Annotated in this window: 22 protein-coding genes; 13 read left to right on the forward strand and 9 right to left on the reverse strand. The window is 65.4% G+C overall.

Translation table 11 applies throughout. The annotated features are described in order from the left end of the window. Positions 1-82 precede the first annotated feature (82 nt). Complete coding sequence (cadR, locus tag NJF35_RS09640; protein ID WP_225787595.1) at positions 83-526, reverse strand: Cd(II)/Pb(II)-responsive transcriptional regulator; 444 nt, start codon at positions 524-526, stop codon at positions 83-85. Positions 527-608: 82 nt separating this feature from the next. On the opposite strand from cadR, the gene NJF35_RS09645 reads away from it, so the two are divergent. From NJF35_RS09645 to NJF35_RS09665, 5 genes are all read left to right on the forward strand, one after another. Beyond that, complete coding sequence (locus tag NJF35_RS09645) at positions 609-2,849, forward strand: heavy metal translocating P-type ATPase (RefSeq protein ID WP_253079845.1); 2,241 nt, start codon at positions 609-611, stop codon at positions 2,847-2,849. A gap of 108 nt (positions 2,850-2,957) precedes the next feature. Further along, entirely contained in the window at positions 2,958-3,827 is an 870-nt protein-coding gene (locus tag NJF35_RS09650; protein ID WP_253090974.1) for a LysR family transcriptional regulator, read from the forward strand. Between the two features lie 171 nt (positions 3,828-3,998). After that, entirely contained in the window at positions 3,999-5,063 is a 1,065-nt protein-coding gene (locus tag NJF35_RS09655; protein ID WP_253079846.1) for a putative 2-aminoethylphosphonate ABC transporter ATP-binding protein, read from the forward strand. A 1-nt stretch (position 5,064) separates the two neighbouring features. Then, positions 5,065-6,789, forward strand: coding sequence for a putative 2-aminoethylphosphonate ABC transporter permease subunit (locus NJF35_RS09660; RefSeq protein WP_225787591.1), 1,725 nt, complete (start codon positions 5,065-5,067; stop codon positions 6,787-6,789). A gap of 30 nt (positions 6,790-6,819) precedes the next feature. Next, positions 6,820-7,845, forward strand: coding sequence for a putative 2-aminoethylphosphonate ABC transporter substrate-binding protein (locus NJF35_RS09665; RefSeq protein WP_225787590.1), 1,026 nt, complete (start codon positions 6,820-6,822; stop codon positions 7,843-7,845). 71 nt (positions 7,846-7,916) lie between these two features. Here the strand turns inward: NJF35_RS09665 and NJF35_RS09670 are convergent, their stop codons facing one another. Beyond that, positions 7,917-9,281, reverse strand: coding sequence for a GTPase/DUF3482 domain-containing protein (locus tag NJF35_RS09670; RefSeq protein ID WP_225787589.1), 1,365 nt, complete (start codon positions 9,279-9,281; stop codon positions 7,917-7,919). Further along, a complete protein-coding gene (locus NJF35_RS09675) occupies positions 9,274-10,665 on the reverse strand; it encodes a DUF2868 domain-containing protein (RefSeq protein ID WP_225787588.1) in 1,392 nt (463 codons plus the stop codon). Before NJF35_RS09675 ends, NJF35_RS09670 begins: the two co-directional genes overlap by 8 nt. A gap of 53 nt (positions 10,666-10,718) precedes the next feature. Here NJF35_RS09675 and NJF35_RS09680 point away from each other — a divergent pair, with 53 nt between their 5' ends. Continuing rightward, the gene (locus NJF35_RS09680) at positions 10,719-11,237 is read left to right on the forward strand and encodes a dihydrofolate reductase (protein ID WP_225787587.1); all 519 of its coding nucleotides are present in this window, start codon (positions 10,719-10,721) and stop codon (positions 11,235-11,237) included. A 32-nt stretch (positions 11,238-11,269) separates the two neighbouring features. Here the strand turns inward: NJF35_RS09680 and NJF35_RS09685 are convergent, their stop codons facing one another. Beyond that, on the reverse strand, positions 11,270-12,661 hold the full coding sequence (locus tag NJF35_RS09685; RefSeq protein WP_225787586.1) for an L-cystine transporter: 1,392 nt from the start codon (positions 12,659-12,661) through the stop codon (positions 11,270-11,272). Positions 12,662-12,905: 244 nt separating this feature from the next. On the opposite strand from NJF35_RS09685, the gene NJF35_RS09690 reads away from it, so the two are divergent. From NJF35_RS09690 to NJF35_RS09705, 4 genes are all read left to right on the forward strand, one after another. After that, entirely contained in the window at positions 12,906-13,958 is a 1,053-nt protein-coding gene (locus NJF35_RS09690) for a haloacid dehalogenase-like hydrolase (protein ID WP_225787585.1), read from the forward strand. Between the two features lie 105 nt (positions 13,959-14,063). Continuing rightward, the gene (locus NJF35_RS09695) at positions 14,064-14,642 is read left to right on the forward strand and encodes a DarT ssDNA thymidine ADP-ribosyltransferase family protein (protein WP_225787584.1); all 579 of its coding nucleotides are present in this window, start codon (positions 14,064-14,066) and stop codon (positions 14,640-14,642) included. Beyond that, a complete protein-coding gene (locus tag NJF35_RS09700; RefSeq protein ID WP_225787583.1) occupies positions 14,639-15,280 on the forward strand; it encodes a DUF4433 domain-containing protein in 642 nt (213 codons plus the stop codon). Before NJF35_RS09695 ends, NJF35_RS09700 begins: the two co-directional genes overlap by 4 nt. After that, complete coding sequence (locus tag NJF35_RS09705) at positions 15,280-16,374, forward strand: macro domain-containing protein (RefSeq protein ID WP_225787582.1); 1,095 nt, start codon at positions 15,280-15,282, stop codon at positions 16,372-16,374. The genes NJF35_RS09700 and NJF35_RS09705 overlap by 1 nt, the downstream gene beginning before the upstream one ends. A gap of 61 nt (positions 16,375-16,435) precedes the next feature. Here the strand turns inward: NJF35_RS09705 and ilvD are convergent, their stop codons facing one another. Then, positions 16,436-18,277 carry a dihydroxy-acid dehydratase gene (gene ilvD, locus NJF35_RS09710; RefSeq protein WP_225787581.1) on the reverse strand — a complete coding sequence of 614 codons (1,842 nt, stop codon included), beginning with the start codon at positions 18,275-18,277 and terminating at the stop codon, positions 16,436-16,438. Between the two features lie 509 nt (positions 18,278-18,786). On the opposite strand from ilvD, the gene mgtE reads away from it, so the two are divergent. After that, the gene (gene mgtE, locus NJF35_RS09715) at positions 18,787-19,842 is read left to right on the forward strand and encodes a magnesium transporter (protein WP_225787580.1); all 1,056 of its coding nucleotides are present in this window, start codon (positions 18,787-18,789) and stop codon (positions 19,840-19,842) included. A gap of 36 nt (positions 19,843-19,878) precedes the next feature. Here the strand turns inward: mgtE and NJF35_RS09720 are convergent, their stop codons facing one another. Both NJF35_RS09720 and NJF35_RS09725 read right to left on the reverse strand, forming a co-directional pair. Further along, a complete protein-coding gene (locus tag NJF35_RS09720; protein ID WP_225787579.1) occupies positions 19,879-21,075 on the reverse strand; it encodes a class I SAM-dependent rRNA methyltransferase in 1,197 nt (398 codons plus the stop codon). 151 nt (positions 21,076-21,226) lie between these two features. After that, positions 21,227-21,766: a type 1 glutamine amidotransferase domain-containing protein gene (locus NJF35_RS09725; RefSeq protein ID WP_225787578.1), complete on the reverse strand. Its 540-nt coding sequence runs from the start codon at positions 21,764-21,766 to the stop codon at positions 21,227-21,229. Positions 21,767-21,958: 192 nt separating this feature from the next. Here NJF35_RS09725 and NJF35_RS09730 point away from each other — a divergent pair, with 192 nt between their 5' ends. Next, the gene (locus NJF35_RS09730; protein ID WP_225787716.1) at positions 21,959-22,777 is read left to right on the forward strand and encodes an HDOD domain-containing protein; all 819 of its coding nucleotides are present in this window, start codon (positions 21,959-21,961) and stop codon (positions 22,775-22,777) included. A gap of 3 nt (positions 22,778-22,780) precedes the next feature. Further along, a complete protein-coding gene (gene mutM, locus NJF35_RS09735) occupies positions 22,781-23,593 on the forward strand; it encodes a bifunctional DNA-formamidopyrimidine glycosylase/DNA-(apurinic or apyrimidinic site) lyase (protein ID WP_225787577.1) in 813 nt (270 codons plus the stop codon). Between the two features lie 118 nt (positions 23,594-23,711). Here mutM and ggt read toward each other — a convergent pair whose 3' ends face one another. Both ggt and NJF35_RS09745 read right to left on the reverse strand, forming a co-directional pair. Next, on the reverse strand, positions 23,712-25,394 hold the full coding sequence (ggt, locus tag NJF35_RS09740; RefSeq protein ID WP_225787576.1) for a gamma-glutamyltransferase: 1,683 nt from the start codon (positions 25,392-25,394) through the stop codon (positions 23,712-23,714). Next, entirely contained in the window at positions 25,394-25,645 is a 252-nt protein-coding gene (locus NJF35_RS09745; protein ID WP_225787575.1) for a YfhL family 4Fe-4S dicluster ferredoxin, read from the reverse strand. The genes ggt and NJF35_RS09745 overlap by 1 nt, the downstream gene beginning before the upstream one ends. Between the last annotated feature and the right edge of the window lie 7 nt (positions 25,646-25,652).

Here is a 25,652-nt window from a genome sequence, read left to right on the forward strand (position 1 = left end):
ATTGGGGCTGCAAGGCAGCCCACTGGCGGCAGAAAGTCTCGACTGATCGGCGTGCCCCGCGCCTACATTCGCAGGCCAGGGCTCAATGCCCGTGACTGCGCCCCACGTGCGAATGCTCCGCCTCCGGTACGGTCACCGCGCCGTTCGTCTCCAGCCGCTGCAGGATCGCGCACTCCGACCCCTGCGCATTGCAGCGTTGACGCAATTCCACCAGTTGCGCCTGCAGCGCCATCAAGCCATCGATCCGTGCCTGCACATGCTCGATATGCTCGTCGATCAGCGCATTGACGCTGCCGCACGCGCCTTCGGGGCTGTCGCGCAGGCTCAGCAGGCTGCGGATTTCGTCCAGGGTCATGTCCAGGGTGCGGCAATTGCGGATGAACGTCAGGCGCTCCACGTGGGCCTGGGTGTAGAGCCGGTAGTTCCCTTCGGTGCGAGCCGGTGCCGGCAGCAGTTGCTCGCGCTCGTAGTAACGGATGGTCTCGACGGGGCAGTCGGTGGCCTTGGCCAGTTCTCCGATCTTCATTGGCAATCTCCACGGGTGGGCTTGACCCTATAGTGGCTACAGGGTGTTCACTTGGCAACAGGCTCACCTAAGGATTGAAACCATGAACCAGCCTGTCAGCCACGAACATAAGCATGACCACGGCCAGGAAGGCCATTGCCATGACCATCCTGCGCACAGCTGCTGCGCCGCTGCGCCAGCGCCTGCCCTGGTGCAACTGAGCGAATCGGCCAGCGACAGCGCGCGGCTCAGCCGCTTTCGCATCGAGGCCATGGACTGCCCCACCGAGCAGGGCCTGATCCAGGACACGCTGGGCAAGCTGGCCGGTATCGAGCAACTGGAATTCAACCTGATCAACCGGGTGCTTGGCGTGCGCCATACCCTGGACGGTACCGCTGCGATCGAGCGTGCCATCGACAGCCTGGGCATGCATGCCGAGCCCTTGGCCGACGAGGACGATGGCACCAGCACCGCTCCCCACGCCAGCAAGACCCGGTGGTGGCCGCTGGCCCTGTCCGGCCTGGCGGCGATCATGGCCGAGGTCGTGCATTTCGGCGCATTGGCACCTGAGTGGGTCGTGGCTGCATTGGCGCTGGCGGCGATCCTTGGCTGCGGCCTGGGTACCTACAAGAAGGGCTGGATCGCCCTGAAGAACCGCAACCTCAACATCAATGCGCTGATGAGCATTGCCGTGACGGGTGCGGTGCTGATCGGCCAATGGCCGGAGGCGGCCATGGTGATGGTGCTGTTCACCGTCGCCGAACTGATCGAGGCCCGCTCCCTGGACCGGGCGCGCAATGCCATCAGCGGGCTGATGCAGCTCAGCCCGGACATGGCCACGGTGCGGCAGGCCGATGGCCAGTGGCGTGAGGTCGAGGTGCGCGCGGTGCCCATCGGCGCCCTGGTGCGGGTGCGCCCAGGCGAGCGCATCGGCCTGGACGGCGAGGTGGTCATGGGGCAGTCCAGTGTCGACCAGGCGCCGATCACTGGTGAAAGCCTGCCGGTGGAGAAGGCCCCCGGCGACAAGCTGTTCGCCGGCACCATCAACCAGGCCGGTGCCCTGGAGTACCGTGTCACTGCCGCTGCCGGGCAATCGACCTTGGCGCGGATCATCAAGGCGGTGGAACAGGCCCAGGGCGCCCGGGCGCCGACCCAGCGCTTCGTCGACCGCTTCTCGCGCATCTACACCCCGGCAGTGTTCGCCGTCGCCCTGGCCGTGGCGATCGTCCCGCCGTTGTTCATGGCCGGTGCCTGGTTCGACTGGATCTACCGCGCCCTGGTGCTGCTGGTGGTGGCCTGCCCCTGTGCATTGGTGATCTCCACCCCGGTGACCATCGTCAGCGGCCTGGCTGCCGCGGCGCGCAAAGGCATCCTCATCAAGGGCGGGGTGTACCTGGAGGGTGGGCGCAAGCTGGACTTCCTGGCCCTGGACAAGACCGGCACCCTCACCCACGGCAAGCCGGTGCAGACTGACAGCAACGTGCTCGATCCGCTGTTCGAAGGCCGCGCCCAGGCGCTGGCCGCTAGCCTCGCCGCCCGTTCCGACCATCCGGTGTCGGGGGCCATTGCCCAGTATGCGAGGGCGCAAGGCCTGGCCTTCGACGACGTCGGTGAGTTCGCCGCCCTCGCCGGGCGCGGCGTGCGCGGTGAGGTGGACGGTGAGCTGTATCACCTGGGCAACCACCGCCTGGTCGAGGAACTGGGCCTGTGCTCGCCGCAGTTGGAAGCCGAGCTGGACCAGTTGGAGCGCCAGGGCAAGAGCGTGGTCCTGCTGATTGGCCGCACGGGGCCTCTGGCGCTGTTCGCCGTGGCCGACACGGTCAAGGACAGCAGCCGCCAGGCCATCGCCGAGCTGCATGAGCTGGGTATCAGGACTGTCATGCTGACCGGCGACAATCCGCACACGGCCCAGGCCATCGCCGGCCAAGTCGGCATCGACCGCGCTGAAGGCAACCTGCTGCCGGCAGACAAGCTCACGGCCATCGAGGACCTGTACGCCGAGGGACACCGGGTCGGCATGGTGGGCGACGGTATCAACGACGCACCGGCCCTGGCCCGCGCCGAGATCGGTTTCGCCATGGCCGCCGCCGGTACCGACACGGCCATCGAGACCGCCGACGTGGCCTTGATGGACGACGACTTGCGGAAAATCCCGGCGTTCGTCAGGCTGTCGCGCCAAAGCGCGGCGATACTCACCCAGAACATCGTCCTGGCCCTGGGCATCAAGGCGATTTTCCTGGCGATCACCTTTGCCGGCATGGCCACCATGTGGATGGCGGTGTTCGCCGACATGGGCGTGAGCTTGCTGGTGGTGTTCAACGGCTTGCGCCTGTTGCGCAAGTAGCGGCTGCAGCTTCAAGTTGACCGAGGTGACAGTGAGTTGGATGAATGTGCACGGCCCTGCTTTTACTTGCAGCTTGCCGCTTGAAGCTTGCCGCTGCGGCCCCAAACCATGCTGAGCGCCGAACTCAAGGCTTTCTATATGGTGGCCCGGCTGGGCAGTATCACCCTGGCGGCGAAGAAGCTCGGGCTCAGCCAGCCCACGGTGACCACGCAGATCCGCAACCTGGAGAACCAGTATGCGGTGGAGCTGTTCTACCGTGGCGGGCGGCGGTTGGTGCTGAGCGACGAAGGCGCGCGCCTGCTGCCGATGGTCAAGGCGCTGCTGCAGCAGGAGGCCGATATCGAGTTCGAGTTGCGCAACAGCGGCCAGGCCCAGGGCAGCTTGCGCATCGCCGCCACTGCGCCGTACTACGTCCTCGACCTGGTGAAGATCTTTCGCGAGCGCCTGCCCCAGGTCGAGGTGGCGGTGGAGATCGGCAACTCCCAGCAAGTGCTGGAAATGCTCGAGGACTACCGGGTCGACATCGCCGCCTCGTCGCAACTGGTGGAAGACACCCGGCTGGTGCGTCGGGTGCTGGGCAGCGACCCACTGGTGGTGGCGGTGCACCGCAACCATCCCCTGGCCCATCGCCAGGTGGTTGCCATCGACGCCCTGGCCGGGCATTGCCTGTTGATGCGCGAGCAGGGCTCGACCACACGCAAGCTGACCGAGCGGATGCTTTCGCAAGCCAAGGTGCAGATGGGCGCGCTGCTGGAGATCGGTAGCCGCGAGTCGATCCGCGAGGCGGTGCTGCGCAATATCGGCATCAGCATCATTGCCCGCCACGAGGCGCCGCATAACTCGGAGCTGCGGGTGCTGGAGCTGGAGGATGCGCCGGTGATGCACGAGTACCTGTATTGCCTGAAAGAGCGGCGCCAGGCGCGATTGCCGGCGGCATTCCTGGGGGTGGCGCAGGAGGTGGCGGGGTCGCAGTTCTGATCGTTCTATCGGTGGCGTCTGTCCAAGCGGCTGGCGCTGCCTTGCAGCCCATCGCCGGCAGGGCCAATCCAAAATCCATGAATATCACTATCGGCAGCTTTTGCCTCTCAGCCACATAACCTTCGTATTGCCTCCCTAGCATGGCCTCCATCTCTTCGATGAGGCCCTGTCATGAACAACGCCATCGCAACCCCGGGCGCACAAATGAAAGTGCGCGGTATCCACAAGCGTTTCGGTGCCTTCACGGCGCTGAACGATGTTTCCCTGGACATCGCCGCCGGCGAGCTGGTCTGCCTGCTCGGCCCCTCGGGCTGCGGCAAGACCACCCTGCTGCGCTGCATCGCCGGCCTGGAGCGCCAGGACCGTGGCGAGCTGTACATCGGCGAGCGCAACATCTCCGACCTGCCGCCCCAGGCCCGCGATTATGGCATCCTGTTCCAGTCCTACGCGCTGTTCCCCAACCTCACCGTCGAGGCCAACATCGCCTACGGCCTGACCGGCAGCAGCCGCGACGAGGCCCGCCAGCGCGTGGCCGAGATGCTCGAGCTGGTCGGCCTGTCGGGCAGCGAAAAGAAATACCCCGGCCAGCTCTCCGGCGGCCAGCAACAGCGTGTGGCCCTGGCCCGCGCCCTGGCGCCATCGCCGTCGCTGCTGCTGCTCGACGAGCCGATGTCGGCCCTCGATGCGCGGGTCCGTGAGCACCTGTGCACCGAGCTGCGCCAACTGCAGCGGCAGTTGGGCATCACCACCCTGATGGTCACCCACAACCAGGACGAAGCCATGCTCATGGCCGACCGCATCGCCGTGATGAACAACGGCCAGGTCGAGCAGTACGCCACGCCCCAGGAAATCTACGACCAGCCGGCCACGCCATTCGTTGCCGAGTTCGTCGGCCAGGGCAACTGGTTGCCGTTCCAGCGCAGCAGTGACAGCCATGCCCAGGTCGGTGGCATGAGCATGCGCCTGGCGTCCGGGGCGGTGCGCGCCAGCAGTGGCCGGCTGTTCTGCCGTCCGGAGGCGATCACGGTCAACCCGCCGGTGCATGAGGAAAACCTGTTCCCGGCCATGGTCCGCGAGATCACCTTCCTCGGTAACCGTTGCCGCATGAGCTTCGAGCTCAAGGCCCTGCCGGGTCATGCCCTGCTCGCCGAGCTGGCGCCGGAAGCCATGCCGCGCCTGGGTTCCCAGGATATCTGGGTGGCCCTGCCGCCGCGCAGCCTGCAGGTCTTTGCCTGAGATGGCCGCGCCAATGTCCGTATCGATCGCCCAGGCCAGGGCCGTGCCACGCAGTGGTGTCGCCCTGGGGGACCGTCTCTTCGTCGTCGGCGGCAAGAGCCTGCTGCTGGTTTTGCTCATCCTCGCCGTGCTGATGCCCTTGCTGGCGATCTTCTGGCGCGGTTTCAGTGGCGACGCCGGCCAGGGTGGCGGCCTGCTGGCTGCCCGCGAGCTGTTCGCCAGCGCGAATTTCCACTGGTTGCTAGGCAACAGCCTGAGCGTGGCCTTCAGCGTCGCGGCCATCGTCGTGCCGCTGGCCTACCTGTTCGCCTATGCCTTGCAGCGTACCCTGATCCCAGCCAAGGGCCTGTGGCGGGGCATTTCCCTGCTGCCGCTGCTGGCGCCGTCGATGCTGCCGGCGATCGCCCTGGTGTACCTGTTCGGCAACCAGGGCCTGTTGCGCGGTTTGCTCAGCGACAACATCTATGGCTTCTGGGGCATCGTCCTCGGCGAGGCCATCTACACCTTCCCGCATGCCCTGATGATCCTGCTCTCGGCACTGTCGCTGGCCGATGCCCGTCTGTTCGATGCCGCGTCGAGCATGGGCGCCGGCCCCTGGCGGGCGTTTCGCAGCATCACCTGGCCGGCCACGCGCCAGGCGGTGTTCGCTGCCTTCTGTCTGGTGTTCACCTTGACCATCACCGACTTCGGCGTGCCGGTCGTGGTGGGGGGCGACTACCAGGTTCTGGCGCTGGAAGCTTACAAGGCTGTAGTCGGCCAGCAGCAGTTCGGCCGTGGCGCGCTGATCGGCATGGTCCTGTTGGTGCCGGCACTGCTGAGCTTCGCCGTCGACGCCTGGCTGCGCCGCCGTCAGGGCGAGGCCATGAGCGGCCGCGCCCAGGTGTTCCAGCCCAAGCCGTCGCGTCGCCGCGATGCCTGCTTCCTGGCCATCGTGCTGCTGGTCTGCGCAGTGCTGCTGCTGGTCGTCGGTATGGCGGTGTACTCCTCGCTGGTCAAGTTCTGGCCCTACAACCTGTCGCTGTCGCTCAAGCACTACATGTTCGAGGACACCGCCGGCGGCGGCTGGCTGGCCTACCGCAACAGCGTGACCATGGCCCTGGGCACGGCGCTGGTCGGCAGCATCGTGATCTTCACCTGCGCCTACCTGATGGAGAAGACCCAGGGCCAGCGCTTGCTCAACCAGGCCTTGCGCCTGCTGAGCTTCATCCCCATGGCGGTACCGGGGTTGGTCCTGGGCCTGGGCTACGTGTTCTTCTTCAACCTCAGCGGCAACCCGTTGCACGTGTTCTACGGTGGCATGACCTTGCTGGTGGTATGCACCATCGCCCACTACCTGACCACCGCGCAGATGACCGCGACCACCGCCCTGCGCCAGCTCGACGGCGAGTTCGAGGCTGCCGCGCTGTCGCTCAAGGCGCCGCTGTACCGGCACTTCCTGCGGGTCACCGTGCCGATCTGCCTGCCGGCGCTGCTGGACATCGTCCGCTACCTGTTCGTCTCGGCGATGACCACGGTATCGGCGGCGATCTTCCTGTACAGCCCCGACACCATCCTCGCCGCCGTCGCCGTGCTGAACATGGACGACGCCGGCAACGTGGGCGGCGCCGCCGCCATGTCGACCCTGATCCTGTTGACCAGCGCGGCCGCCTCGCTGCTGCTGGCCGGTGCTTCCCGCGGCCTGTTGCGCCGCTCCCAGGCCTGGCGCCAGCGCGCCGCCGACCACTGACTGACTGCCAACCCTGTAAGGAACCGCACCATGTTCAAGCCCCTGGTACTTGCCGCTGCCGTATCCGCCGTGTTCAGCCTGCAGGCTTCGGCCGCCGAGACCCAACTGACCGTCTATACCGCCCTGGAAGCCGAGCAGCTCAAGAGCTACAAGCAGGCCTTCGAGAAGGCCAACCCGGACATCGAGATCAAGTGGGTGCGCGACTCCACCGGCATCATCACCGCCAAGCTGCTGGCCGAGAAGGATCGCCCGCAGGCCGACGCGGTGTGGGGCCTGGCCGCCTCCAGCCTGGCCATCCTCGACCAGAACGGCATGCTCGAAGCCTATGCGCCGAAGGACCTGGCGAAGATCGGCGAACACTACCGTGATGCGGCCAATCCGCCGGCTTGGGTCGGCATGGACGTGTGGGCCGCGACCATCTGCTTCAACACCATCGAGGCCGAGAAGCAGGGCCTGAGCAAGCCGGTGAGCTGGCAGGACCTGACCAAGCCTGAATACAAGGGCAAGATCGTCATGCCCAACCCGGCCTCGTCCGGTACTGGCTTCCTGGATGTCAGCGCCTGGTTGCAGACCTTCGGCGAGCCCCAGGGCTGGGCCTACATGGACGCTTTGCACCAGAACATCGGCCAGTACGTCCACTCCGGTTCCAAACCGTGCAAGCTGGCGGCTGCGGGTGAGTTCCCGATCGGCATCTCCTTCGAATACCCGGCCGTGCAGCTCAAGCGCCAGGGCGCACCGCTGGACATCGTCCTGCCCAAGGAGGGCCTGGGCTGGGAGATCGAGGCGACCGCGGTGATCAAGGGCACGCCCAAGGCCGAGGCCGCCAGGCGCCTGGCCGACTTCTCCGCGAGCCCCGCTGCCATGGAGTTGTACAAGGAAAACTTCGCCGTGCTCGCCGCGCCGGGTATCGCCAAGCCGCAGACCGAATTGCCGGCGGACTACGAGCAGCGCCTGATCAAGAACGACTTCAACTGGGCCTCGCAGAACCGTGACCAGATCCTGGCCGAGTGGCGCAAACGCTATGACGGCAAGTCGGAGAAGGTTGCCCAGCAGTAAGTGTCTTCAGTTGTCATCTGGGGCTGCAAAGCAGCCCCAATACCGCTTGGCTGACTGGCCTGGGGGCTTGTTTAGAGTTCTGCCACCAAGGCTTCGAGCTGCTCCTGACGTTCTGCCTGGTTGATCCGCGCCCCGGCATTGAGCGACGACCATTGCGGATGCGCCCGCGCCCGTTTCAGCGCCTCGGGCAGCTTGCCTTCGCGCCAGGTCTTCTCATCCAGCTCGCCCAGGCGCACCCTGTCCTGTGCGGCATGCCCGCGATTATCCAATGCTGCCATCAACTGCTGTTGGCGCAACGCCAGCAAACGCAGTACCGCGTCGTCCACGGTCAGCTCGCGCTGGCCCTTCAGCTTGCCCATCAACCTGGCGCCATAGTTGCGCGCGGTTTGTAGCGCACCACCGGCGATGGCGCCTGCCAGCGCCGCAGCGCCGAGGGTCAGCCCGCCCACCAGCAGATCGACCCCCGCCCCGGCAGCGGCACCGGCCGCGACCCCGCTACCCAGGCGCACGCCAAGCAGTTTCAGTGTCTCGGGGTTGAACAGGTCGTCGCCCCAGCGCCCGTCCAGCAGCGGCAGGTCGCCAGCGTTGGCGTCGTCGTGGCGGAAGGCGTACAGCTTGAGCAGCGCCTCGACGCAACGTTGCTCGCGCTGGCGCACCTCCTGGCGCAAGGCTTCGATGGCCTTGGCTTCGGCGGCTGGCTCGGCCTCGACGCTGCGTCGGCAGGCGGCGCAGTCGAGCAGCAGCTCGGCGATCAGGCGCTTGCCGCTTTGCTGGCGGGCCTGGCGCTGGGCCTGCTGGTCGTCGATCAGCCGCTGCAGGGCAGGGCGGGCGTCTTCGAGCAGCAGGGCGAGGCTTTCGTACAAGCGCCGCTCGCCATCTTCCGGCGGGGCCACGCTGTCGAACCGCACCAGTGCATGCAGGCCCAGGCGGGCCAGGGCCTCGCGCCATTGCGGCTCGCGGTGCTGGCTGCTGGCGACGAAGTTGAGCACCGGCAGCAACGGCTTGCCGCAGCCGGCCAGCACTTCCAGTTCGTCACGGTACTTGGCCAGCACCGGTTCGCGGGCGTCGATCACATAGAGCCCGGCATCGCTGGACAGCAACTGGCGCAGCACCTTGGCCTCCTGCTCGAAACGCTGGCGCGCCTCGCTGCCCTGGAGAAAGCGCTCCAGCCGGGCCGGGCCATCCAGGCGTTCGCCGGGGCGTTCCAGACGTTCCAGGTAGTCGAGCAGGGCGATGGCATCCTCCAGGCCCGGCGTATCGTACAGTTCCAGCAAGGGCTCGCCGTCCACCGACAGGCGTGCCCCTTCCACGTGGCGGGTGGTGCTGGGGCGATGAGAGACCTCGCCGAAGCCGACATCGCGGGTCAGGGTGCGTAGCAGGGAGGTCTTGCCGACGTTGGTGTGGCCGACCACGGCCAGTTTCAGCGGCTCAGTCATGGCCATGCTCCAGCCAGGTCAGCGGCGAGGTGTCGGCGTGCGGCAGGCCGAGGCGGTCCAGGGCGTCGTGCCAGTCGCCCAGGCGGGCGGCATCCAGCGCCTGGCCCGGCAATGCCTGGAGCAGCCAGATGCGGGTGGCACCGGCGTTGCGCGCCAGTTCGGCGAGCAGCGCCAGGCTGCCGCGGTCCGGCGAACGGCGGGGGTCGCAGGCGATGGCCAGGCGCGCCGGGGGGAAGCGGCTCAATTGCTCCAGCAGCTTGTGGCGCGACTCGCGGCTGTCCAGTACACCGGCATCCATCACCGCCTTCGGCAGGGCCGGAGGCCAGGGGCGCTGGTCGTCCAGCTCCAGGCCCACCAGCAACGCCCCGCCGTGCTGTGCATCCACCTGGCCGGATTCGAAATGCGGCAGGGTAGCCGGGGCGGCATCTTGCACGCCAAGCCGTTCGCTGCTGGGCATCAGGGCGTCGCGCAGTTGGCTGTAGCCGGGCAGGCTCAGGTCCAGGGCCAGGCGCGCTCGGCCCTGGCGCCAGCGCCACAGGCACATGGCCGCCAGCAACAGGCGCGGCAGCAGGCCGTAGACCAGCACCACGCCGAGCAGCCAGCTGGCCCAGGCCTGGCGCGCCAGGTCGAGTGCGGGAAGGGTATCGCCGCTGGCGCGGATCATGGCTTCGTCAGGCACGGCGAAACCGAGCAGCGAGGGCAGGGCGCCGAGGGCCTGGGTCAGGGTGATGAAGGGTTCGGCAGCGAGCAGGGTGGTCTCCCAGACGAAGCCATAGCGGCGGGCGGCCAGCAGCGCCAGGAGCATGCCCAGCGCCGCGGCCATCGCCAGCGACCACAGGCCATGCACCAGCAGGCCGAGCAGCCAGCGGTTCAGGCGCTGGCGCTGCAGCATCACCAGCAATGCCGGGGCCAGGTGCGCAGCCTTGGCGTCGCGGGCGAAGCGTTCGCTCAGCCATAGCCACAGGCGTCCGAGGCTGGCGCCGTGTTCGCCGCTCAAGGCGAAGCCGATTGCCCAGCCCAGCAGCATCAGCAGGTTCAGCCCGAGCAGGCTGCCCAGGGCCCAGAACACGTTCACCGAGCGCTGGCCGTCGCCCAGGGCGGCGAGGCCCAGGCCGGCGCCGCTGAGCACGGCCAGCACCAGCAGGGCCAGCAGCGCCAGGCGCGCGCCCTGCTTCCAGTGGTGCAGGGCGGCGGTCATGCCGTCGCGTTCGGCCAGCCACAGGGCGCGGGTTTCGATACGCGCCGCCAGTTCGCCGCCCTGCTGTCGGGCGCGGCGGTTGGCCTCCTGGTCCTCGAGGGGGCCGGCGTGCTCCTCGCGCAGGCGCACCGCTTCGGTGAGCCAGCGTTTGTCGAATGGGGTCGGTGCAGTCACAAGGTCTTCCATTGCACAAGTCAGGGCAAAGCATAACCCAGGCGACGAGTGCTATCCTCGCCCCCATGAATACATCACTTCCCCTCAGCCTGATCGCGGCCCTCGCCGAGAACCGCGTGATCGGCATCGACAACTCCATGCCCTGGCACCTGCCAGGGGATTTCAAGTACTTCAAGGCCACTACCTTGGGCAAGCCGATCATCATGGGGCGCAAGACCTGGGATTCGCTGGGCCGGCCATTGCCGGGCCGCCTGAACCTCGTGGTCAGCCGCCAGCCGGGCCTTGCGCTTGCGGGGGCCGAGGTCTTCGCTTCGCTGGAGCAGGCGCTGGTGCGTGCCGAGCAGTGGGCCCGGGAGCAGGGTGTCGACGAGCTGATGCTGATCGGTGGGGCGCAGTTGTATGGGCAGGCGCTGGAGAAAGGGCTGGTCAGCCGTATGTACCTGACCCGCGTGGAGCTGTCGCCGGAGGGGGATGCCTGGTTCCCGGAGTTCGACCAGGCGCAGTGGGCGTTGACGTCGAGTGTGCCGCAGGCGGGCGAGGGTGAGGGGCCTGCGTATCGCTTCGAGGTCTGGGACAAGGTTTGAGACTGTTGGGGCCGCGCAGCGGCCCCAGGCGCTCAGGAGTGGCTCAGCTCGGCATGCTGGTCATCGGCCAGCACCTCTTTGTCGGTCTCTTTCAGCAACTGGCTGGTCACCACGCCCGCGGTCATCGAGCCGTTGACGTTCAGCGCGGTGCGGCCCATGTCGATCAGTGGCTCGACCGAGATCAGCAACGCCACCAGTTCCACCGGCAGGCCCATGGCCGGCAGCACGATCAGCGCGGCGAAGGTCGCACCACCGCCCACGCCGGCGACGCCCGCCGAGCTCAGGGTGACGATGGCCACCAGGGTAGCGATCCACAGCGGGTCGAAGGTGTCGATGCCCACCGCCGGGGCCACCATCACCGCCAGCATGGCCGGATACAGGCCGGCGCAGCCGTTCTGGCCGATGGTCGCGCCGAACGAGGCGCTGAAGCTGGCGATGGACTGCGGCACGCCCAGGCGGCGGGTCTGCGCCTCGATGTTCAGCGGGATGCTGGCGGCGCTGGAGCGGCTGGTGAAGGCGAAAGTCAGCACCGGCCAGACCTTGCGCAGGAAGCGCAGCGGGCTGACGCCGGAGATCGTCAGGATCACCCCGTGAACCACGAACATCAGCCCCAGGCCGAGGTACGACACCACCACGAAGCTGCCCAGCTTGAGGATGTCCTCCAGGTTGGAGCTGGCCACCACCTTGGCCATCAGCGCGAGCACGCCGTAAGGGGTGAGTTTCATCACCAGGCGTACCAGGCGCATCACCCAGGCCTGCAAGGTGTCGATGGCCGCCAGGGCGCGCCCGCCCTTGTCGCTGTCGTCCTTGATCAACTGCAGCGCGGCCAGGCCCAGGAACACGGCGAAGATCACCACGCTGATGATCGAGGTCGGCTTGGCCCGCGCAAGGTCGCCGACAGGGTTGCTGGGGATGAACGACAGCAGCAGTTGTGGCACGTTGAGGTCGGCGACCTTGCCCGCGTAGTCGCTCTGGATCGCCTGCAGGCGCGCGGTTTCCTGGGCTCCGGCCACCAGCCCTTCGGCGCTCAGGCCGAACAGGTTGGTCAGGGCGATGCCGATCAGCGCGGCGATGGCGGTGGTCAGCAGCAGGATACCGATGCTCAGCACGCTGATCCGCCCGAGGGACGAGGCGTTGTGCAGGCGCGCCACGGCACTGAGGATCGAGGCGAACACCAGCGGTATGACGATCATCTGCAGCAGGCCCACGTAGCCGTTGCCGACCAGGTCGAGCCAGCCGATGGTGGCCTTGAGCACCGGGTGGCCGGCGCCATAGAACGTGTGCAGGGCCAGGCCGAACAGCACGCCCAGGCCAAGGCCCAGCAGGACTTTCTTCGCCAGGCTCCAGTCGGTACGGCGGGTTTGCGCCAGGCCCAGCAGCAAAGCCAGGAACACCAGCAGGTTGAGTGACAGCGGCAGGTTCATTGAAGCTCCAGGATAAAGCAGAAAGGGCGTCGCCTCTGGTGAGCGATTGCGAACATAAATGCTAACAGTCTGAAAACAAACGAATTTATATCCAAATGGAATTTGGATAGTCGTAAATGGAATAACACCTTGTCGTTCCTGGCAATGAACACGGCGTTTGCAGCTGCGTGGAGGTCGTTGTCAGGGGGGCGATGGCAGGGTTGTTTGGCTAGCGTTCCAAGGCCACTTTTCAGGAGATTCGCACATGATCGCTCCGAAAGTCCTCGCCGGCGGCCTGGCCTTGGCGCTCAGCTTCACTACCTGGGCCGTCGAGCTCAAGCATTGGCCGCAGGATGCCGCCAGGCAGCTCGACCAGATGATCGCGGCCAATGCCAACCAGGGCAACTACGCCGTCTTCGACATGGACAACACCAGCTATCGCTTCGACCTGGAAGAAGCCTTGCTGCCCTTCATGGAGAACAAAGGGCTGATCAGCCGCGACACGCTCGACCCCTCCCTGAAGCTGATCCCGTTCAAGGACACTGCCGAGCACAAGGAAAGCCTGTTCAGCTATTACTACCGTTTGTGCGAGATCGATGACATGGTCTGCTACCCCTGGGTGGCCCAGGTGTTCTCCGGCTTCAGCCTCAAGGCGCTGAAGGCCCAGGTCGATGAACTGATGGCGTCCGGCAAGCCCGTCCCCGCCACCTATTACGACGGTGAGCAGGTCAAGCGCATGGAGGTGCCGCCGCCCAAGGTGTTCACTGGGCAGACCGAGCTGTTCAACAAGCTGATGGAGAATGGCATCGACGTCTATGTGATCTCCGCTGCGTCGGAGGAGCTGGTACGCATGGTCGCCTCCGACCCCAGGTACGGCTACAACGTGAAGCCCGAGAACGTCATCGGCGTCAGCCTGCTGCTCAAGGACCCCGCCACCGGTCAGTTGACCACCGCGCGCAAGCAGATCAGCGAAGGCCGCTACGATCCCAAGGCCAACCAGGACCTGGAGCTGACCCCTTACCTATGGACCCCGGCCACCTGGATGGCTGGCAAGCAGGCGGCCATCCTCACCTACATCGACGAGTGGAAGAAGCCGGTGCTGGTGGGAGGCGATACGCCGACCAGCGATGGCTACATGCAGTTTCATGGTGTCGACGTGGGCAAGGGTGGCATCCACCTGTGGATAAACCGCAAGGCCAAGTACATGGCGCAGATGAACGGGATGATCGCCAAGCAGGCCGCGGCCCAGGCGAAGGAAGGAGTGCCGGTGACGGCGGACAAGAACTGGGTGATCGTGACGCCGGAGCAGATCCAGTAGGGTTGTTTCAGATGAAAACTGAGCGACAGCTACGACCGCTGGCAGAAGTGGATCCAATGGCTATGGTTGATAGCTACTGGCTACCATTTCTGCGTGAGGTCATCAGTGGCTATTCGAGATCAGCAATTCATTTATCACCTGACCAGTGTCCACAATGTGCCTTCAATCATGCAGCGAGGGCTGATCCCTAGAGCTCAGCTGAATGGAGATTTCGCGGATATCGCTGATCCTGAGATCATTGAAGGGCGGTGTAGTGAGGCTCTGGAACAGTTTGTGCCATTTCACTGGTTTGCCAGGAACCCCTTTGATGGCAGGGTGCATCAGGACAGACCAGATGAGAGCTTTGTGCTGATTGCAGTGGAAAGATCTTTAGCGCGTCGGTGCAATTGGTGGGTGATTCCACGGCATCCACTGGCGGGTGGGGCTTTCGAGTTACTCGACTACGAGAGGGGGTTCGCGGCGATAGATTGGGATATGATGGATCGCCGAGATTACCGTGACCCACTTTGCAAACACGTCTGCATGGCGGAATGTCTATCTCCTGGGCCCGTGCCCGCAGCGCAGTTTGCAAAGATCTATACCCCATCGGCAGAGATCGAGCGAACCGTGCTTCAAGCGGCGCGGCAGTCGGGGTATAGCCGCCTGTGGGTTGACTCGAATCCGAATATGTTTCCACCTCGATGATCTATACCAGCCTCAACCCCTCCAAAGCGCTCATTTGGCGAATTGTCCATCGCGACAATCTTCCTTGGCTTTTGGATAACGGTTTGCACTCGGTTTCTTCCGGGAGGCTTTCCAGCGCCTACGTCGGTATCGGTAATCCAGATCTGATCAGCAAGCGGGCGCAGCGCTATGTGCCCATCGAGCCACGAGGTACATTGGCCGACTACGTACCGTTCTATTTCACCCCGTTTTCGGTGATGATGAAGAACATCCATTCGGGCTGGAGCGTACAGCAGCGCCGGAACGAAGAGATCGTGATCTTGGTCTCAAGCCTGTACCATGCGCGATCTCTTGGCCTGCGCTTCGTCTTCACCGACGCCCATGCCTACCCGCATTGGGCAGGCTACTACAGCGAGCTGCAGCATCTGGACAAGATCGATTGGGGGATCCTGCAGCGCAGGGACTTTAAGCGCGATCCTGACGATCCAAGAAAAATGGAGCGCTACCAGGCTGAGGCCTTGATCCACAGGCATGTTCCGACAGCTGGTCTTTTGGGTATTGTCTGCTACAACGAAGCTTTGAAACGTCGTGTTGACATGGAGGTTCAGCAGCGTCAGCTGAACCTTCCCGTGCATGCTCGACCCGGGTGGTACTTCTGATGATCCGCTTTACACAAGGTAACCTGCTGGAGGCGAAGGCTGAAGCGCTGGTTAACACAGTCAACACCGTAGGGGTGATGGGAAAAGGCATTGCGTTGATGTTCAAGGAACGCTTTGCCGAGAACTATCGCCTGTACGCGGCTGCCTGCAAAGCGGACGAGGTGGTCACCGGGAAGATGTTCGTCACCGAGGTCCGAGAATTGGAAGGGCCGCGATGGATCGTGAACTTCCCAACCAAACGGCATTGGCGCTCTCCCTCACAGATCGCCTGGATCATCGAAGGCCTGCACGATCTGCGCAGATTCGTTATCGAGAACAAGGTGATTTCCATCGCCATTCCTCCCTTGGGTGCAGGTAATGGAGGATTACCTTGGGCGTCCGTACGTGAGCAGATCGAAGCGATCCTGGGGGATCTGGAGGCGGATGTCCTGGTTTTCGAACCCACGGGCAAGTATCAGAACGTCTCCAAGCGCAGCGGTGTAGAAAAGCTGACGCCGGCCCGGGCGCTGATTGCGGAGCTTGTGCGCCGCTACTGGGTTCTCGGTATGGAGTGCAGTTTGCTAGAGATCCAGAAGTTGGCCTGGTTCCTTGAGCGTTCGATAGAGCGGTTCACGCCTGAGGATAATCCTCTGGATCTGAAGTTTTCTGCCCATAAGTACGGTCCTTATGCCAACCGGCTTGAGCACCTGCTGGACAATCTGGATGGGAGCTATCTCCATTGCGGCAAGCGCATCAGCGATGCGGGGCCGATGGACGTCATCTGGTTCGACGAAGGCCGAAAGGCTTTTGTCCAGGCGTACCTGAACAGTGAGGCCAAAGCATATCTGCCAGCCCTGGAGTTCACTACCAGCCTGATTGACGGTTTCGAATCGCCTTTCGGCATGGAGCTTCTCGCCACCGTGGATTGGCTACTGCATCGAGATGGTATTGAGCCGGATGTGTCCTCGATTCGCCGAGGATTGAAAGCCTGGTCCGGGGGGGCAGGTGCTGCAGCCCGAAAAAGCAAACTGTTCGACGACGAATCCCTCAGCATCGCCTTGAATAAGCTGTCTGTATTCAGGACGAGTCCAATCCCTGTCAGTGCAGTAAATTAGTCGTTCACTCTCAAGAATAAAAACCGGCGCACAGGGCGCCGGTTTTTATTTGCCGCGAGCCTTACAGCCCTTCGAGCATCGCCTTGTTGCGCACCGCGCCCTTGTCGGCGCTGGTGGCCAGCAGGGCGTAGGCCTTCAGGGCGGTGCTGACCTTGCGTGGGCGGGCTTCGGCCGGTTTCCAGCCTTTCTTGTCCTGCTCCACACGGCGAGCGGCCAGTTCCTCGTCGCTGACCAGCAGGTTGATCGAGCGGTTGGGGATGTCGATGAGGATCTTGTCGCCATCGCGCACCAGGCCGATGGCACCGCCTGCGGCGGCTTCCGGCGAGGCGTGGCCGATCGACAGGCCCGAGGTGCCGCCGGAGAAGCGGCCATCGGTGAGCAGGGCGCAAGCCTTGCCCAGGCCCTTGGACTTCAGGTACGAGGTCGGGTAGAGCATCTCCTGCATGCCTGGGCCGCCTTTCGGGCCTTCGTAGCGGATGATGACCACGTCGCCGGCTTTCACTTCGTCGGCGAGGATGCCGCGCACGGCGCTGTCCTGGCTCTCGAAGATCTTCGCGCTGCCCTCGAACACCAGGATCGACTCGTCGACACCGGCGGTCTTCACCACGCAGCCATCCTGCGCGATGTTGCCGTACAGCACGGCCAGGCCACCCTCTTGCGAGTAGGCGTGCTCGACGCTACGGATGCAGCCTTCGGCGCGGTCCAGGTCCAGGCTCGGCCAGCGGGTCGACTGGCTGAAGGCGGTCTGGGTCGGGATACCGGCGGGGCCGGCCTTGAAGAAGGTGTGCACCGCCTCGTCATCGGTCTGGGTAATGTCCCACTTGGCGATGGCTTCCTCCATGCTGCGGCTGTGCACGGTCGGCAGGTCGGTGTGCAGCAGGCCGCCACGGGCCAGCGAACCGAGGATGCTGAAGATGCCGCCAGCGCGGTGGACGTCCTCCATGTGGTACTTCTGGATGTTCGGCGCCACCTTGCACAGCTGTGGCACTTTGCGCGACAGGCGATCGATGTCGCGCAGGTCGAAGTCCACCTCGGCTTCCTGGGCCGCAGCCAGCAGGTGCAGGATGGTGTTGGTCGAACCACCCATGGCGATGTCGAGCATCATGGCGTTCTCGAACGCCTTGAAGTTGGCGATACTGCGCGGCAGGACCGAGGTGTCGTTCTCGCCGTAGTAGCGCTTGCACAGCTCGACGATGGTGCGCCCGGCGCTGAGGAACAGTTGTTCGCGGTCGGCGTGGGTGGCCAGGGTCGAACCGTTGCCTGGCAGGGCCAGGCCAAGGGCTTCGGTCAGGCAGTTCATCGAGTTGGCGGTGAACATGCCGGAGCACGAACCACAGGTCGGGCACGCGCTGCGCTCGTACTCGGCGACCTTCTCGTCGCTGGCGGACGAGTCGGCGGCGATGACCATGGCGTCGACCAGGTCCAGGCCGTGGTTGGCCAGCTTGGTCTTGCCGGCTTCCATCGGGCCGCCGGAGACGAAGATCACCGGAATGTTCAGGCGCAGGGCGGCCATCAGCATGCCGGGGGTGATCTTGTCGCAGTTGGAGATGCACACGATGGCGTCGGCGCAGTGGGCGTTGACCATGTATTCCACGGCGTCAGCGATGATCTCGCGGCTCGGCAGCGAATAGAGCATGCCGTCGTGGCCCATGGCGATGCCGTCGTCGACCGCGATGGTGTTGAATTCCTTGGCCACGCCACCGGCGCGCTCGATCTCGCGGGCCACCAGTTGGCCCAGGTCCTTCAGGTGCACATGCCCTGGGACGAACTGGGTGAACGAGTTGGCGATGGCGATGATCGGTTTCTTGAAGTCTTCGTCCTTCATCCCGGTGGCGCGCCAGAGGGCACGGGCACCGGCCATGTTGCGGCCCTGGGTGGAAGTCTTGGAACGGTAAGCAGGCATGAAGCACTCCTGGCGGCTGAATCAGGTCACAAAAAGGGGAGTGAGCTTCTCTTGTCCTTTGCGCCGAGGCCGGTTGCCACTGGCACGGATGAGGTCGAAGACAGCGCGGGATCGCCGCGTGCTCGACCAGAGCTCATAAACCCGCCGGGGATGTCTGGCGATGAATAGGCCGATTCTACACCGCTGGCGCGGCGAGGGAATGGCGATGTGGATGGCCGGCGGCCATCTGGGACGGGGTTCGGCGATGATTTCATCTGACAGACGCTCTGTAGGAGGCTTCCCAAATGTAGCCAGAAGGCCTTTTCGCCACTGACGCGCCGGTGCGCCTGGCCTATCATCCCCGCGCCGCATGTGCGGCTTCACGAGACACGACCTCAATGGACCTTCCCAGTTTCAGTTCGTCACGAACCTGCAACCTGGCACTGAGTGCGCCGTCGCCAGGGCTACCGAAGGCTTGAGCCGGCAAGGCTGAGGTCTGCGGGCGCCTGGGTCGGCGCCTGGAGAACCTTATGCACTGCACATCCGATACCCTCGCTTCGCCATTCGACCCGCGCCAGGCCGCCCAGGCCCGTCGCGATGGCCTCCTGCAACAGGGCCGCTATCTCGAGGGCACCGCCGGCGCCCTGATGACCGGCGAATACTCGAGTCTCGACCGCGGCCTGAGCGCCAGCCAGGCCATCGACATGCTGCGCCGAGAGGCCGCCGATGCCGAGACCATCTACCAGGCCTACGTCCTCGACGGGCAACGCAACCTGCTGGGTACCCTGTCCCTGCGCGAGCTGATCCTGGCCGCACCTGACCAGCCGATCGAGCGGATCATGGTGCGCGATGTCATTTGCGTCGGCACGTCCACTGGCCAGGAAGAGGTGGCCCGCCTGGTCCGCGAACACGACCTGCTGGCCGTGCCGGTGCTCGACGAGGCTGGCCGGCTGGTGGGCATCGTCACCTGCGACGATGCCATCGACGTGGTGGTCGAGGAGGCCACCGAGGATTTCCACAAGGGCGCGCTGATCACCAACCACGTCGGCAACCTCAAGGAGGCCACCATTGGCCTGCTGTACCGCAAGCGTGTGCTGTGGCTGGTGCTGCTGGTGTTCGGCAACCTGTTCTCCGGGGCGGGCATCGCCGCGTTCGAGGAGACCATCGCCGCGCATATCGCCCTGGTGTTCTTCCTGCCCCTGCTGGTGGACAGTGGCGGCAATGCCGGCGCCCAGTCGGCGACGCTGATGGTCCGTGGCCTGGCCACGGGCGAGGTGGTGTTACGCGACTGGCTGCGCATGCTGACCCGCGAATGCGCGGTGGCGCTGGCCCTGGGCGGCACCATGGCGATCGCCGTGGCGTCGCTGGGCATGCTGCGGGGCGGGCCGGAGATCGCCGTGATCGTCGCCAGCAGCATGTTGGTGATCGTGCTCATCGGCAGCCTGATCGGCATGAGCCTGCCGTTCATGCTCAGCCGCCTGAAGCTCGATCCGGCCACTGCTAGTGGGCCGCTGGTGACCTCGATCGCCGATGCGGCGGGGGTACTGGTGTACTTCGGGATCGCTTCGCAGGTGCTGGGTCTGTGATGCGACCTGGGGCCGCGAGGCGGCCCCAGGTGACGGTCAGCTGTTGGGCAGCAGTCGGCAGGTGATGCTCTTGATGTAGCGGGTTTCGGCGATCGCCGGGTGCACCGGGTGGTCCGGCCCCTGGCCGCCGCGCTCAAGCAGTTGCAGGTTGCGGTCCAGGTGACGGGCGCTGGTCAGCAGGATGCTGTGCAGGTCGTCTTCCGGCAGGTGCATCGAGCACGAGGCACTGACCAGGATGCCGTCCTTGGTGAGCATGCGCATGGCCTGCTCGTTCAGGCGACGGTAGGCTGCCTCGCCGTTCTTCAGGTCTTTCTTGCGTTTGATGAAGGCGGGCGGGTCGGCGATGATCACATCGAAACGTTCCTCGGCGGCCTTCAGTTCGCGCAGGGCCTCGAACACGTCACCTTCGATGCAGGTCAGCTTTTCGCCGATGCCATTGAGCGTGGCATTGCGCTCCACGCCGTCGAGTGCGAAAGCGGAGGCATCGACGCAGAACACTTCGCTGGCACCGAACGCGCCGGCCTGTACGCCCCAGCCACCGATGTAGCTGAACAGGTCCAGTACACGCTTGCCCTTGACGTAGGGCGCCAGGCGCGCGCGGTTCATGCGGTGGTCGTAGAACCAGCCGGTCTTCTGGCCGTCGCGCACCGGGGCTTCGAACTTCACGCCGTTCTCTTCCAGCGGCACCCAGTCGGGCACTTCGCCGTAGACGGTTTCGACGTAACGCCCCAGGCCTTCGGCATCGCGGGCGGCGGAGTCGTTCTTGAACAGGATGCCGCTGGGCTTGAGCACCTGGACCAGGGCGGCGATCACCTCGTCCTTGTGCTGCTCCATGGTGGCCGAGGCCAGTTGTACCACGAGGATGTCGAAGAAGCGGTCGACCACCAGGCCTGGCAGCAGGTCCGAGTCGCCGTAGACCAGGCGGTAGCAAGGCTTGTCGAACAGGCGCTCGCGCAAGGACAGGGCGACGTTCAGGCGGTGCACCAGCAGCGACTTGTCCAGCGGCAGCTTGGCATCGCGCGACAGCAGGCGGGCGCAGATCAGGTTGTTGGGGCTCACCGCCACCACGCCCAGGGGTTTGCCGTTGGCGGCCTCGAGGATCGCCTGCTGGCCGGCACGCAGGCCTTGCAGCGGGGTCGCGGCGACGTCGACTTCATTGCTGTAGACCCACAGGTGGCCGGCGCGCAGGCGGCGGTCGGCATTGGCTTTGAGGCGAAGGCTGGGCAGGGACATGACGTCGCTCCGGGAAAAAGAGCGGGATTATAGCGCGTTGGACATAGGGCCGGGGCGGTTGACGATAAAGCGTGGATCGGGTTCCGGGGGGCTGGTCCGGCCTGTTTACGGCGGTTCGGCGCCCCGAACCGCCGCGAATGGGCTGCCGGTTTCACCTCGCCAGCGCCCTGACCAACTGTTCGTTGAAGGCCGGGATGTCGTCCGGCTTGCGGCTGGTGATCAGGTTACCGTCCACCACCACTTCCTCGTCGACCCAGTTGCCGCCCGCGTTGCGGATATCGTCCTGCAGGGTCTTGTAGCTGGTCATCCGGCGTCCCTGGGCCAGTCCGCTGGACACCAGCAGCCAGGCGCCGTGGCAGATGACCGCCAGGGGCTTGCTGGCCGAGTCATGGCTCTTGACCAGTTTTTGCGCGGCCGGAATCACTCGAATGGTGTCGGAATTTTGCACGCCGCCAGGTAGCACCAGGGCGTCGTACAGGTCGAGGCTGGCACTTTCGAAGGTGGCGTCGACCGGGAACGTGTCTGCCGGTTTGTCATGGTTCCAGCCACGCACGGTGCCTTCCTTGTCGCTCAGGATATCCACCACCGCACCGTGCCGCTCCAGGGTTTCGCGGGGGCCGGTGAGCTCCACCTGCTCGAAACCGTCGGTGACCAGGAAGGCCACGCGCTTGCCGTTCAGTTCTGCGCTCATGGGGTTGTGCTCCTTTTCTGGATGGGCCTGAGAAGGAGGCTGGCGGGGCTGTGGCAAAGTTCCTGGAAAAGGTGCCAGTGGTTGGTACGCCGATGGGATCCAGGGTTAGAATTCGCCGTCCTTTCCGAGTGTGTGTCCATGCCCCAGGAACTCAGCCCCGAACAGATCCAGCAAGCCTTGCAAGGCATCACCATCCCGCCGCAACCGCAGATCATGGTCGACCTGCAGTTCGAGCAATACATGCCCGACCCGGACCTGGAGACCATCGCCAAGCTGATCGCCCAGGACCCCGGCCTGTCCGGTGCCTTGCTCAAGCTGGTGAACTCGCCGCACTTCGGCCTTGCCAACAAGATCGGCTCGATCCAGCGTGCGGTGAACCTGCTGGGCAGCCGTTCGATCATCAACCTGATCAACGCCCAGTCGATCAAGGGCGAGATGAGCGACGAGACCATCGTCACCCTCAACCGCTTCTGGGACACCGCCCAGGACGTGGCCATGACTTGTCTGACCCTGGCCAAGCGCACCGGGCTCCAGGCGGTGGACGAGGCCTACACCCTGGGCCTGTTCCACGACTGCGGCGTGCCGCTGATGCTCAAGCGTTTCCCCGACTACATGCAGGTGCTGGAGGAGGCCTATGCCAATGCCGGCGAGGACCGGCGCGTGGTGGATACCGAGAACCGTGCCTTCAACACCAATCATTCGGTGGTCGGCTACTTCACTGCCAAGTCCTGGCGCCTGCCGGAGCACCTGAGCGCGGCCATCGCCAACCACCACAATGCCCTGGCGGTGTTCCGCGACGAGTCGTCGCGCAATACCCAGACCCAACTGAAGAACCTGCTGGCGGTGCTGAAGATGGCCGAGCACATCTGTGCCTCCTACCGGGTGCTGGGCAACCAGGGCGTTGACCATGAGTGGAACGTGGTCGGCCCGCTGGTGCTGGACTACATCGGCCTTTCGGAGTACGACTTCGAGAACCTCAAACAGACCATTCGCGAACTGGGTGGGCACTGATCCATGCCGGAATTGCCAGAAGTCGAGACTACGCGGCGCGGTATCGCGCCTTACCTGGAAGGCCAGCGGGTCAGCCGCGTGGTGGTCCGTGACGGGCGCCTGCGCTGGCCGATCCCGGAGGACCTGGACGTGCGCCTGTCGGGGCAGCGCATCGTCACGGTGCAGCGGCGTGCCAAGTACCTGCTGCTCAATGCCGAGGTCGGCACCCTGATCAGCCACTTGGGCATGTCGGGCAACCTGCGCCTGGTGGAGCTGGGCTTGCCTGCTGCCAGGCACGAGCATGTGGATATCGAGCTGGAGTCGGGCCTGGCCCTGCGCTACACCGACCCGCGCCGTTTCGGCGCCATGCTCTGGAGCCTCGATCCGCTCAACCACGAACTGCTGGTGCGCCTGGGGCCGGAGCCGCTGACCGACCTGTTCGACGGCGAGCGCCTGTTCCAGCTTTCCCGGGGGCGGGCCATGGCGGTCAAGCCGTTCATCATGGACAACGCCGTGGTGGTGGGGGTGGGCAACATCTACGCCACCGAAGCGCTGTTCGCCGCGGGCATCGACCCGCGCCGCGAGGCCGGCGGCATTTCCCGAGCCCGCTACCTGAAGCTGGCGATCGAGATCAAGCGGGTGCTGGCGGCGGCCATCGAACAGGGCGGCACCACGCTGCGCGATTTCGTGGGGGGCGATGGGAAACCGGGGTATTTCCAGCAGGAACTGTTCGTCTATGGCCGGGGCGGCCAGCCGTGCAAGGTCTGTGGCACCACCCTGCGTGAAGTGAAGCTGGGGCAGCGGGCGAGCGTCTACTGCCCGCGTTGCCAGCGCTGACATCCCTCTTGGGGCTGCTTTGCAGCCCATCGCCTTTGGCGTTGACCTCAAGAGCAGCGCGCCCCTTGTGGGAGCGGGCTTGCCCGCGATAGGGCCGCAAAGCGGCCCCTCTCGCAGGCTATTCGAATACCATGGCCTCGCCGACCCCACGCGGATCGCTCGCGGCCTCCAGTGTGCCGGCAGCCTTGTCCCAGTACAGCACCTGCTGGTTGCCATAGGTGCGCCCCAGGTCTTTCAGGCGGTAGCCGCGTGCCTGCAACTGCTCCTTCTGCGCCTGGCTGAAGGTCCCTGGTTCGTGTTCGAGCACATCCGGCAGGTACTGGTGATGGTAGCGGGGCATGGCCGGCCACTCGGCCACCGGGCGACCTTCGAGATAACCCAGCATCGACAGCAGCACCATGCTCGGGATGCGGCTGCCGCCCGGCGTGCCGAAGCTGGCGAACTGCTCCGGGCTTTCGATGAAGCTCGGGCTCATGCTCGACAACGGCCGCTTGCCCGCCGCCACCGCATTGGCCTGGCTGCCGGCCAGGCCATAGCTGTTGCTGCCGCCAGGGTCGGCGGCGAAGTCGTCCATCTCGTTGTTCAACACCACACCCGTGCCCGGCACGCTGAAGGCTGCGCCAAACGGCAGGTTGACCGAGAGCGTGGCCGACACGGCATTGCCCAGGGCATCGATCACCGCGAAATGCGTGGTGTGGTCGCCTTCGCGCCAGGCGCTGGCCGGTGGCAGGGTACTGCTGGGCGTGGCCTGGTGGACATCGATGCTGTCGGCCAGACCTGTCAGGTAGCCACGGGCCAACAGGCGGTCGATGGGGTTGGCGACGTAGTCCGGGTCGCCGAGCGAGCCACGGTCGCGGTACGCGCGGCGCAGCGTTTCGACCACGTAGTGGCTGCGCTGGACCGGCTCGGCCTGCTGCCACGGCAGGCGCTGGAGCATGGCCAGGCTCTGGGCCACGGCCACGCCGCCGGCCGAGGGGGGCGGGCTGCTGATCAGCTCGCGGCGCTCGGCCAGTGCGAAGCGCAGCGGTTCGCGCCAGGCGGTGTGGTAGCTGGCGAGGTCGTCGAGGGTCCAGATCCCGCCTGCCTGGCGTACACCATCGACCAGTTGACGCGCCAGGGGGCCACGGTAGAAGCCATCGCGACCGTGATCGGCCAGGCGTTGCAGGGTGTCGGCCAGCTCCGGCTGACGGATCACCGTGCCAAGGGCTGGCACCTGGCTGTCGCTCAGGAACAGCCGCGCGCTTTCCGGGTTGTCGCGCAGGGCAGACAGGCGCATGGTCGCGCGGTCGCGATAGATGCGATCGACGGCGAACCCCTGGTTCGCCAGGCGGATGGCCGGGGCCAGGCTGTCCTTGAGGGGGAGTTGGCCGTGGGCCTGCGCAAGGTCGGCCAGGGCCTGGGGCAGGCCGGGGATGGCGGCGGCCAGCGGTCCGTTGATCGACAGGTTGGGCAGGGGCTTGCCGTCTTTGAGGTACATGCCTGGCGTCGCTGCGCCAGGGGCGCGCTCGCGGGCGTCGAGAAAGGCATAGCGTGGTGTGTCGCCGGCTTCGCGGAGCAGGAAGAAACCACCGCCGCCGAGCCCGGAGCCATAGGGCTCGACCACCGCCAGCGCGGCGCTGATGGCAATGGCCGCGTCGAAGGCGTTACCACCTTGCGCGAGGATCTGCCGGGCAGCTGCGGTAGCCTCGCCATGGGGGCTGGCGATGGCGGCGCGACCGGGCCCGTCGGCCAGGGCGGCGCTGGCCAGCAGCGCCAGGAGCGTGCCGAGGCATACGCTGCGAAACGCGGCGACGAGCGGCATTAGGCCTTGCCGGTGATCCGGCGGTACTTGGCCATCAGTTCGTCGTGGGTCTCCGGGTGGGCTTCATCCAGGGGGATGCAGTCGACCGGGCAGACCTGCTGGCACTGGGGCTCGTCATAGTGGCCCACGCACTGGGTGCACAGGTTCGGGTCGATCACGTAGATCTCTTCGCCCTGGGAGATGGCGGCGTTCGGGCACTCGGGTTCGCAGACGTCGCAGTTGATGCAATCGTCGGTGATGATCAGGGACATGGGGACT

The organism is Pseudomonas guariconensis (assembly GCF_024127895.1).
GTDB lineage: Bacteria > Pseudomonadota > Gammaproteobacteria > Pseudomonadales > Pseudomonadaceae > Aquipseudomonas > Aquipseudomonas guariconensis_B.

What these genes read in the sequence shown, in the direction of transcription:
- cadR (WP_225787595.1), bottom strand. Translation starts at nt 526, where the DNA reads ATGAAGATCGGAGAACTGGCCAAGGCCACCGACTGCCCCGTCGAGACC.
- NJF35_RS09645 (WP_253079845.1), top strand. Translation starts at nt 609, where the DNA reads ATGAACCAGCCTGTCAGCCACGAACATAAGCATGACCACGGCCAGGAA.
- NJF35_RS09650 (WP_253090974.1), top strand. Translation starts at nt 2,958, where the DNA reads ATGCTGAGCGCCGAACTCAAGGCTTTCTATATGGTGGCCCGGCTGGGC.
- NJF35_RS09655 (WP_253079846.1), top strand. Translation starts at nt 3,999, where the DNA reads ATGAACAACGCCATCGCAACCCCGGGCGCACAAATGAAAGTGCGCGGT.
- NJF35_RS09660 (WP_225787591.1), top strand. Translation starts at nt 5,065, where the DNA reads ATGGCCGCGCCAATGTCCGTATCGATCGCCCAGGCCAGGGCCGTGCCA.
- NJF35_RS09665 (WP_225787590.1), top strand. Translation starts at nt 6,820, where the DNA reads ATGTTCAAGCCCCTGGTACTTGCCGCTGCCGTATCCGCCGTGTTCAGC.
- NJF35_RS09670 (WP_225787589.1), bottom strand. Translation starts at nt 9,281, where the DNA reads ATGACTGAGCCGCTGAAACTGGCCGTGGTCGGCCACACCAACGTCGGC.
- NJF35_RS09675 (WP_225787588.1), bottom strand. Translation starts at nt 10,665, where the DNA reads ATGGAAGACCTTGTGACTGCACCGACCCCATTCGACAAACGCTGGCTC.
- NJF35_RS09680 (WP_225787587.1), top strand. Translation starts at nt 10,719, where the DNA reads ATGAATACATCACTTCCCCTCAGCCTGATCGCGGCCCTCGCCGAGAAC.
- NJF35_RS09685 (WP_225787586.1), bottom strand. Translation starts at nt 12,661, where the DNA reads ATGAACCTGCCGCTGTCACTCAACCTGCTGGTGTTCCTGGCTTTGCTG.
- NJF35_RS09690 (WP_225787585.1), top strand. Translation starts at nt 12,906, where the DNA reads ATGATCGCTCCGAAAGTCCTCGCCGGCGGCCTGGCCTTGGCGCTCAGC.
- NJF35_RS09700 (WP_225787583.1), top strand. Translation starts at nt 14,639, where the DNA reads ATGATCTATACCAGCCTCAACCCCTCCAAAGCGCTCATTTGGCGAATT.
- NJF35_RS09705 (WP_225787582.1), top strand. Translation starts at nt 15,280, where the DNA reads ATGATCCGCTTTACACAAGGTAACCTGCTGGAGGCGAAGGCTGAAGCG.
- ilvD (WP_225787581.1), bottom strand. Translation starts at nt 18,277, where the DNA reads ATGCCTGCTTACCGTTCCAAGACTTCCACCCAGGGCCGCAACATGGCC.
- mgtE (WP_225787580.1), top strand. Translation starts at nt 18,787, where the DNA reads ATGCACTGCACATCCGATACCCTCGCTTCGCCATTCGACCCGCGCCAG.
- NJF35_RS09720 (WP_225787579.1), bottom strand. Translation starts at nt 21,075, where the DNA reads ATGTCCCTGCCCAGCCTTCGCCTCAAAGCCAATGCCGACCGCCGCCTG.
- NJF35_RS09725 (WP_225787578.1), bottom strand. Translation starts at nt 21,766, where the DNA reads ATGAGCGCAGAACTGAACGGCAAGCGCGTGGCCTTCCTGGTCACCGAC.
- mutM (WP_225787577.1), top strand. Translation starts at nt 22,781, where the DNA reads ATGCCGGAATTGCCAGAAGTCGAGACTACGCGGCGCGGTATCGCGCCT.
- ggt (WP_225787576.1), bottom strand. Translation starts at nt 25,394, where the DNA reads ATGCCGCTCGTCGCCGCGTTTCGCAGCGTATGCCTCGGCACGCTCCTG.
- NJF35_RS09745 (WP_225787575.1), bottom strand. Translation starts at nt 25,645, where the DNA reads ATGTCCCTGATCATCACCGACGATTGCATCAACTGCGACGTCTGCGAA.